Origin of the sequence: Burkholderia sp. 4NA327C6, assembly GCF_005502655.1 — a bacterium.
In the GTDB taxonomy this organism is placed as follows: domain Bacteria; phylum Pseudomonadota; class Gammaproteobacteria; order Burkholderiales; family Burkholderiaceae; genus Burkholderia; species Burkholderia contaminans.
The window spans coordinates 34,409-43,466 of the sequence record NZ_SCNZ01000061.1; the positions used below are offsets into that span (position 1 = coordinate 34,409).

General features: G+C 66.3%; 7 protein-coding genes and 1 pseudogene. 3 read left to right on the forward strand and 5 right to left on the reverse strand.

Going from position 1 to position 9,058, the window contains the following annotated elements; genetic code table 11:
• Positions 1-2 precede the first annotated feature (2 nt).
• Together FFS49_RS36970 and FFS49_RS36975 are read left to right on the forward strand one after the other, a co-directional pair.
• Complete coding sequence (locus FFS49_RS36970; protein ID WP_224755749.1) at positions 3-1,019, forward strand: glycosyltransferase family 4 protein; 1,017 nt, start codon at positions 3-5, stop codon at positions 1,017-1,019.
• 12 nt (positions 1,020-1,031) lie between these two features.
• Positions 1,032-2,906 carry a nucleoside-diphosphate sugar epimerase/dehydratase gene (locus FFS49_RS36975; RefSeq protein WP_105816065.1) on the forward strand — a complete coding sequence of 625 codons (1,875 nt, stop codon included), beginning with the start codon at positions 1,032-1,034 and terminating at the stop codon, positions 2,904-2,906.
• Between the two features lie 98 nt (positions 2,907-3,004).
• On the opposite strand, the gene FFS49_RS36980 is transcribed toward FFS49_RS36975, so the two are convergent.
• From FFS49_RS36980 to FFS49_RS37000, 5 genes are read right to left on the reverse strand one after another with little or no spacing between them, the layout of a single operon-like run.
• Entirely contained in the window at positions 3,005-4,111 is a 1,107-nt protein-coding gene (locus tag FFS49_RS36980) for a glycosyltransferase (protein ID WP_105816066.1), read from the reverse strand.
• Between the two features lie 27 nt (positions 4,112-4,138).
• The gene (gene galE, locus FFS49_RS36985; RefSeq protein WP_105816067.1) at positions 4,139-5,161 is read right to left on the reverse strand and encodes a UDP-glucose 4-epimerase GalE; all 1,023 of its coding nucleotides are present in this window, start codon (positions 5,159-5,161) and stop codon (positions 4,139-4,141) included.
• Positions 5,162-5,176: 15 nt separating this feature from the next.
• Positions 5,177-6,313, reverse strand: coding sequence for a glycosyltransferase family 4 protein (locus FFS49_RS36990; RefSeq protein WP_105816068.1), 1,137 nt, complete (start codon positions 6,311-6,313; stop codon positions 5,177-5,179).
• Between the two features lie 51 nt (positions 6,314-6,364).
• The gene (locus tag FFS49_RS36995) at positions 6,365-7,189 is read right to left on the reverse strand and encodes a glycosyltransferase (protein ID WP_105816069.1); all 825 of its coding nucleotides are present in this window, start codon (positions 7,187-7,189) and stop codon (positions 6,365-6,367) included.
• Positions 7,186-8,442, reverse strand: coding sequence for an oligosaccharide flippase family protein (locus FFS49_RS37000; RefSeq protein WP_105816070.1), 1,257 nt, complete (start codon positions 8,440-8,442; stop codon positions 7,186-7,188). Before FFS49_RS37000 ends, FFS49_RS36995 begins: the two co-directional genes overlap by 4 nt.
• Positions 8,443-8,678: 236 nt before the next feature.
• Between FFS49_RS37000 and FFS49_RS37010 the strand changes: the two are divergent.
• Positions 8,679-9,058: pseudogene (locus FFS49_RS37010) on the forward strand (phosphomannomutase/phosphoglucomutase); the annotation flags it as partial.

Below are 9,058 nucleotides of genomic sequence, written 5' to 3' on the forward strand. Positions count from 1 at the left end.
ACATGCCTTTCCCGTTATCCACGTGGCCCGGTGCGGCCGCGGTGGCGCTGGCCGCTGCCATCGCGTCGACGGTCATTCTGCGCGTACTGCTCGCGACCGGCCTTGCGTGGCGCCTTGCCACCGACATTCCGAACGACCGTTCGCTCCATACGCGGCCTACGCCACGCGTCGGCGGCTGGGGCATCGTACCGGTCTGCGTCATTGCGCTGTTCGCGCTCGCGCCGCACTTGTGGCTGATCGCCGTCGCTGCCGCCGGGCTTGCCGCGATGTCCCAGATCGACGACCGGCGGGGGCTGCCTGCGCGCGTGCGGTTCTCGGCGCACCTCGTGGCGGTCGTTGCGCTCATCATCGCGTTTCCGGCCCAGGCCCCGTGGTGGCTGGTGGTCGGCATTGGCTTCGTGATGGTCTGGCTGACGAACCTGTACAACTTCATGGACGGCGCCGACGGCCTCGCGGGCGGCATGGCGCTGTTCGGCTTCGGCGCGTACGCGGTCGCGGCGCTGACCGCCCCGACGCCGTCGCCGGATCTGGTCGTGGCCGGCTCGGCCGTCGCCGGCGCCGCGCTCGGCTTCCTGCTGCTGAATTTCCACCCGGCCCGGCTGTTTCTCGGCGATGCCGGCTCGATTCCGCTCGGATTCCTGGCGGGCGCCCTTGGCTACTGGGGCTGGCGCGGCGGCGTGTGGCCGATCTGGTTTCCTGCGCTGGTGTTCGCGCCCTTTATCGCCGACGCATCTGTAACACTTTTGAGACGGCTGTTACGAGGCGAAAAGTTCTGGCAGGCGCACCGGGAGCATTATTATCAAAGAATGGTCCGGGCCGGCGTAGGTCACCGCCGGACTGCTCTGTATTGGTACCTCATCATGCTCGCAGGCATAATCGTCGCCGTGTGGGCAAAGGACCGCCCTGAACTGCAGCAGTGGCTTTCGTTCTTCGCGTGGTACGGCGTCCTGGCATGTATCGGATTGGTGATCGACATGCGTTGGCGCCGGTTTCAGTCCGCCGCCGAAAATAACTCTTGAGGTTTCCTGCCGATGTTGCGATCCAAAGCATCATGGCTTTCGCTGAGCGCTTTCCTGTTTGACCTGACGGCGGTCACCGCCGCGTGGTTGTTCGCTTATCTCGTTCGTTTCAATGGCAGCGTTCCGCATGATTTCCTGAGCGGCGCGCTGATGGCACTCATGTGGGTGCTGCCCGTCTACGCGTTGATGTTTCACGGGTTCGGCCTGTATCGCGGGCTGTGGGTATTCGCGAGCCTGCCCGACCTGATGCGTATATCGAAGGCAGTAGTGGGCGGCGGCGTGATCGTGATGATCGGTGCCGTGATGTTCCAGCCGCAACCGATCATTCCGCGCTCGGTGCTGCTCGTGTCGCCGCTGATGCTGTTTCTGGCGATGGGCGGCGCACGTGCGCTGTATCGCGCCACGAAAGAGTACTACCTGTACGGCGGGCTCGTCGGGAAGGGCAAACCAGTGCTGGTGCTCGGCGCCGGCACGGCAGGCGCGAGCCTCGCACGCGAACTCTCACGCTCGGGCGAATGGCGCCTCGTCGGCCTGCTCGACGACGACGTCACGAAGCAGGGCCGCGAAATCTACGGCTACAAGGTGCTCGGCTCGTTCAACGATCTCAAGCACTGGACCGATGCAATGAAGGTGGAATACGCGATCATCGCAATTCCGTCGGCGTCGGTCGAGACCCAGCGTCGCGTCGCGACACTGTGTGTGCGGGCCGGCGTGAAGGCGATGGTGCTGCCGTCGCTGACCGCGCTGCTGCCGGGGCAGGGTTTCCTGTCGCAGGTGCGGAACATCGATCTCGAGGATCTGCTCGGCCGCGATGCCGTGACGATCGACACGCCGCACGTCGAGGCGCTGCTGCGCGGGCGCGTCGTGATGGTGACGGGCGCGGGCGGCTCGATCGGCTCCGAGCTGTGCCGGCAGATCCTGCGCTTCGCGCCGGCGCAGCTCGTCGCGTTCGATCTGTCCGAGTACGCGATGTACCGGCTGACCGAGGAACTGCGCGAGCGCTTCCCCGACCTGCCGGTCGTGCCGATCATCGGCGATGCGAAGGATTCGCTGCTGCTCGACCAGGTAATGTCGCGTCATGCGCCGCACATCGTGTTCCACGCAGCCGCCTACAAGCACGTGCCGCTGATGGAGGAGCACAACGCGTGGCAGGCGCTGCGCAACAACGTGCTCGGCACGTATCGGGTGGCCCGCGCGGCGATCCGCCACGACGTGCGTCATTTCGTGCTGATCTCGACCGACAAGGCAGTCAATCCGACCAACGTGATGGGCGCGAGCAAGCGCCTCGCCGAAATGGCCTGCCAGGCGTTGCAGCAGACGAGCGGGCGCACTCAGTTCGAGACGGTGCGCTTCGGTAACGTGCTCGGCAGCGCGGGCAGCGTGATTCCGAAGTTCCAGCAGCAGATCGCGAAGGGCGGCCCGGTCACGGTCACGCATCCGGAGATCACGCGCTTCTTCATGACCATCCCGGAAGCGTCGCAGCTCGTGCTGCAGGCATCGAGCATGGGGCATGGCGGCGAGATCTTCATTCTCGACATGGGCGAGCCGATGAAGATCGTCGATCTCGCATGCGACCTGATCCGACTGTACGGTTTCTCGGAAGAGCAGATCCGGATCGAGTTCACCGGGCTGCGGCCTGGCGAGAAGCTCTACGAGGAGTTGCTGGCGGACGACGAGGCGACGACGCGTACCCCGCATCCGAAGCTGCGGATCGCGCGGGCGCGGGAAGTGCCGGACAATTTCCTCGACGAGTTGCTGCCGTGGCTGATGCAGCATCGTGTGCTGCCCGACGACGAAGTGCGGCGCGATTTGCGCCGCTGGGTGCCCGAGTATCAGACGGCTGCCGTTCCGGCGCTGAAGAGCGTACAGTTCGCGTCGAACCGCTGAACGCCGAGGTCCGTGTGGTCGCCACGTAGCGGTCAGCCGGCCCGCCAAAAAGAAAAGCGCCCTTCGGGGCGCTTTGTTCATGCCGGGCCGAGAACGGCTCAGCGACTGGGTCTGTGCTTGCGTACCACCATCCACCGCGGCGCACGGAACCGCACGATGCTCAGATAGAGCCACACATAGGTCAGCGCAAACAGCACCACAAACGCGAACAGGTGCACCGTGTGCCGCCAGAACAGCGTCGCGGGTATCACCGCGACGAGGCACAGCAGCCACAGATACGGCGACGTCAGCGAATTCCGCCGTGTCAGATCATGTGCGTGCTTTGTGCCGACGGCCCAGCGCATCAGCCGCTTGTACACGAGCATGTGCAGGTGCACGCCATCCGGGATGCCGGGTGACATCCCGCGGATGAATTTCTTTCGGTAGATCGAGAAGCAAGTCTCGAAGATCGGGTACATGAACAGCAGCACCGGGTACCACGCGGACACCTCGCGGTTGCGCATCACGAGCATGATCGCGAGCTCCGCGAGCATGAAGCCGATGAAGTACGCGCCGCCGTCGCCGAGGAAGATCAGCCCGGCCGGAAAATTCCATAGGAAGAAGCCGAGCACGGCGCCCATCATGATGATCGACGCGGACATGACCACCGGGTCGCCGACCTGGAACGCCACGTACGCGAGCGACGCGAACATCATGAAGCTGACCATCGACGCGAGCCCGTTGAAGCCGTCGATGATGTTGACCGCGTTCGCGAGCGCCGCGACCGCGAGCACGGTGATGAACGCCGAAATGGCGACATAACCGAGCAGGAAGTCCAGCGGCGGCACGCTGATGCGCGTGACTGCAATGTTCATCAGCCAGAACGCCAGCGCGGCCGCGCCCATCGTGCAGAGCAGCCGCGCGCGCGGCGACACCCGCTTGGTCAGATCCTCGACGAGGCCCGACAGGAATGCCGGCAGCCCGCAGGCGGTGATGCCCAGGATGCTGCCGGCGATCGTCGGATAGCGCCGGGACAGGATCAGCGCCGCAACGACGACCCCCGCGAGGATCCCGATGCCCCCGACCCGCGGCACGGGCCGCACGTGGAATTTCTGCACGCCGGCCAGGTCGCTGTCGATCGAGAATTTCTCGTGAAGGTGCGCATAGCGCACGATGAACAGCGTGACGAGCAGGGAGACGATGAAGCCGGACGCGAAGCTGAGCATGGGATCGCTCGAAAAATGGACAGCGGATTATACAAAACCGCGCGGGTTCCCCTCCTGCCATCTCCAGTGGTCGGCACACATTTCTTCGATGCCGAGCGCGGCACGCCAGCCGATGATGTCGGCCGCGGCCTGCGGGTTCGCGTAGCACTCGCCGATATCGCCCGGGCGGCGTGCGACGAGCTCGTACGGCACCGGGCGGCCCGACGCCTTTTCGAACGCACGCACGACTTCCAGCACGCTGTAGCCCTGGCCCGTGCCGAGGTTCACAACGAAGCTCGCGTCGCGCTTCGCGAGCGCGTCGAGCGCGGCGATGTGCCCCTTCGCGAGATCGACGACGTGGATATAGTCGCGCACGCCGGTGCCGTCCGGTGTCGGGTAGTCGGAGCCGAACACGCGCAGCTTTTCCAGCTTGCCGACCGCGACCTGCGCGACGTACGGCATCAGGTTGTTCGGGATGCCGGCCGGATCCTCGCCGATCAGCCCGCTCGCGTGCGCGCCGACCGGGTTGAAGTAGCGCAGCGTGGCGATCCGCCACGTCGGGTCCGAGACTTCGAGATCGCGCAGGATCTGCTCGGCGATCAGCTTCGACTGGCCGTACGGGTTCGTCGCGGACAGCGGGAACGATTCGTCGATCGGCGAGCGCTCGGGCACGCCGTATACGGTCGCGGACGAGCTGAACACGAACTGCTTGACGTTGCGCTCGCGCATGACCTTGAGCACGGCAAGCAGGCCGCCGATGTTGTTCTGGTAGTACTCGAGCGGCTTCTCCACCGATTCGCCGACGGCCTTGAGCGCCGCGAAATGGATCGTGCCGGTGATCGGGTGCGCGTCGAACACCTTGGCGAGTGCGGCTTCGTCGCACACGTCGACCTGATGGAACGCGGGCGTCTTGCCCGTGATCCGCTCGATGCGGCGCACGGATTCGGCCTTGCTGTTGACGAGGTTGTCGACGATCACAACATCGTAGCCGTTGCCGAGCAGTTCGACGGTCGTGTGCGAGCCGATATAGCCCGCTCCGCCCGTGACGAGGATGGTGCCTTTAGCGGTCATTGCTGATGCGCTCCTTCAGAGGGTGATACCGGTTAACGAATGGATAGTACGCCGGTAGCGTTCGACGACCTGCTGTTCGTCGAATTCCGTCGTGACCTTCTGCCGGCCGCGCGCGCCCATCGCGTCGCGTCCGGCCGTTCCGAGTTCGATCATGCGGAGCAGCTGCTCCGCGAGGCTCGCGCTGTCGCGCACGCGGCACAGGAAGCCCGTGTCACCGTCGGCGACGACGTCGCGGCAGCCCGGCACGTCGGTCGCGACGATCGGGCGGCCCATCGCCGATGCTTCCATCAGCGTGCGCGGCACGCCTTCGCGGTACGACGGCAGCACGACGCAGTCGGCCGCCGCGATATGCGGGCGCACGTCGTGCGCTTCGCCGAGATATTCGATCACGCTTTCGGCGGCCCACGCATCGACATCCGCGCGGCCGATCGCGCTTGGATTGTCGACGCCGAGCGGCCCGAGCAGCTGGAAGCGCGCGTTCGGGAAGCGCGCGCGCACGATGCGAGCGGCTTCCACATATTCGCGCACACCCTTGTCCCACAGCAGCCGGCCGATCAGGATGAAGACGGGTGCGTCGCCGGCCGGCAGCGGCACCGGGGCAAACTGTTCGAGATCGACGCCTTCGCCGTGCAGCAGCCGCGCGCGATCGGGATGCGCGAGCAGCCGCTCATCGGTGAAGGTCGCGAGATCGTCGCGGTTCAGGAACCACACTTCACGCGGGAAGCGGAACGCGAACCGGTACAGGCGCTTCGCGACGCTTGCCGCGCGGCTCTTCTGGATGAAGACGTAGCCGAGCCCGGTCGTCACCGCGATCGACGGCACGCGCGCGAGCCACGCGGCGACCGAGCCGTAGATGTTCGGCTTGATCGTGTAGTGGAACACGAGATCGGGCTTCAGCGCACGGTAGTGACGCACCAGCGCGGCGAGCGTGCCGAGATCCTCGCGCGGGCTCGTGCCTTTCGATGCAACCGAGAGCGCCACGTAGCGGCAGCCCATCTGCTCGAGCAGCGGCACCGTGCGGTCGTGCGGCGCGATCACGATGACCTCGGCGCCGCGCGCGACGAGCGTACGGATCAGCCCGTGGCGATATGTGTAGATCGCCCAGGCCGTGTTGCAGACGAGCGCGATGCGCAGCGGGGAGGTGGAGGACATGAAAAAAAGAATAAATAAAGCGTCGTAAATGCCGGATACGCCGAATGGGCGTCACGCGGACGGCCGCGCGGCGAACAGCGTCTGCTTGATCCGCTGCAACGTCCGGTACGGCGTCACGAAATGCAGCAGGTTCTTGGCGAGGCCGGCCCAGTCGTACGGGTTCAGCGCGTTGAAATGGCTCAGCAGCAGCGTGAGCGTCGACACCAACTGGCGCCGGCGCTTGGTCGCACTGATCCCGCCCTCGTTCAGTTCGTAATAGAGGCCCAGTTCCGGCAGGTTCGCGCAATCGTAGCGTTCCATTAACCGCAAAAAAAGATCGAGATCCTCGGCCGCACGGTATTTCGCACGATAGTTCCCCACTTCACGCACGGCGTCGATGCGCAGCATCACCGACGGATGCACGAGCGGCGAGCGCAGGAAGCGCGTGCGGCGCAGCGTGCCCGGATCGGCGGGCGGGGTCAGCATGAAGCGCGGCTCGCCGGCGCGGGACACGACTTGAGTCCACATGCCGACACAGGCCACGCGCGGGTGGGCGCCGAGGTACGCGCGCTCTTTGGCGAGGCGCTGAGGCGCGGCGAGATCGCCCGCGTCGATGCGCGCCGCATAGCGGAAGCCGCGCGCGGCGAGCGCATCGATGCCGGCCGCGAGCGCACGCTCGATGCCGCCGTTCTGCGGCATGCGCAGCACGTCGATCGTGAGGCCGGGCAGGTCGGGTGCGACGATCGGCGGCGTGCTGCCGTCGTCGACGATCAGCACGTGCACGGGCGCATCCTCGCGAAACGACGCGAGGGTCCGAACGACGTCGTCGTGCCCGTTGTAGGCCGGCATCAGCACGGCCACGTCGTCGAGCGGGGGCGGGCAATCAGGGGACGTCATGGTCGCAGCTTGAAACGGATGTAATAAAAATTGACGGCGGCGGCGGCCAGGTAGCCGGCCGCCAGCCCGACGAGCGCGCCGTACAGGCCGAGCCGCGGGATCGCGAACAGGTTGACGAGCGCCGCGATCGCGAGCGCGAGCAGCCATTTCGACAGCAACACGAATTTTGCTTGATATTTGAGAACGATAAGATTGCCTATCGCCTCGATGCCGGCCGGCACGGACAGCCAGACCGCCCAGCGGAAGATGTCGACCGACGCCTCGTAGCCGTGGCCGAACACCTTGCCGACGATCAGCGGGGCGGCGGCGTCGAGCACGAGCGCGCCGGCCGTCATCAGGCACGCCGTCATCGCGATCAGCCGGACGATGTTGCGGCGCAGCCGCGCGACGTCCTGCACGCGGTAGACGAAGGCGGGCGCGATCGTCTGCGCGAGCATCAGCGCGAGCGTGATCCAGTTCTCGTTGAGCTGCTGCGCGGCCGAGTAGCGGCCGAGATCGGCGAACGACACGTGACGCTCGAGCATCAGGCGGTCGAGCTTCAGGAACAGGTACATGCAGATGAGGCCGAGCCAGAACACCGTGCCGGCCGTTGCAAAGTGCCTGAACAGCGGTTTGTCGAACGTCCAGCCGAGCGCGCCGCCGTTACGATGCCGGTAGTACAGCAGCAGCGCGAAGCCGATTGCGGCGGCCTCGAGCGCCCACAGCCACGCGAAGCGGGCGGGGCCCGCGGCCGCGCGGACCAGCAGCCAGACGAGCAGCGCCTTCACCAGCGCGGTGACCATGCTGGTGATGAGCTGCGGCTTGCTGTAGGTCATGCTCTGCAGCCACGCGTTGATGACGCCGACGAACGGCTCGCGGAACACCATCGTGACCGCGAGGCCCGCGAGCATCGCGCCGACCAGCGGATCGAAGGCGCCCGCGGCGATCGCGATCCAGGTCGCGACGAGCGCGGCGACGGAGACGGCGATGCGCAGCGCGAATGCGCTGCCGAGCACCGCGCCGAGCTGGGCGGGCGGGCGCTGGACGATGGTCGGGACGAGGATTTCCGCGCCGCACACCCAGGTGAGCGGCGCCAGTACCAGGAGGAGCGTATTCGCATACTGCCATTTGCCGAACACATCTGGCCCGAAATAACGGGCCAGCAGGCCGCTGATCGCGATCGCGACGCCGATCTGCGTGAGCCGTTCGAGCCCCAGCCAGACGAGATTCGCGACGGCCTTCGCGACGTCCGGGTTGCCGAAGCGCTTCAGCATGCGCGGCAGCGGCGTGCGCGCGAGGCGGCCGGCAGGGCGCCCGGGGGCTGCAGGTTGGCGGCGACGGGACGGCTAGGCATTAAAATGGGCGGCATGCGCGTCATCAAAACCCGCGATTATAAGTGGGATCGGGGTCGCTCCCGCCGTTCGGCGCCAGCGGTTTCACGCCGTGCCGGGCCCGCATGTATCATGCGCGGCACCGGCGAGCGGCGGCCAGGCAAGCCAGACAATTTTCCATGCACGCAACCGAGAGAAGAGAATCGATGATCTCCCAATCCATCTTCAAGGCATATGACATTCGTGGCGTGGTCGGCAAGACGCTCGACACCGACACCGCGCGCGCGATCGGCCGGGCATTCGGCAGTGAAGTGCGTGCGCAGGGCGGCGATGCGGTCGTCGTCGCGCGCGACGGCCGCCTGTCCGGGCCGGACCTCGTCGGCGCACTGGCCGACGGCCTGCGTGCGGCAGGCGTCGACGTGGTCGACGTCGGCATGGTGCCGACGCCGGTCGGCTATTTCGCGGCGAACGTCCCGCTCGCGCTGAAGGGCGGCGAACGCCGCGTCGATTCGTGCATCGTCGTCACGGGCAGCCACAACCCGCCCGACTACAACGGCTT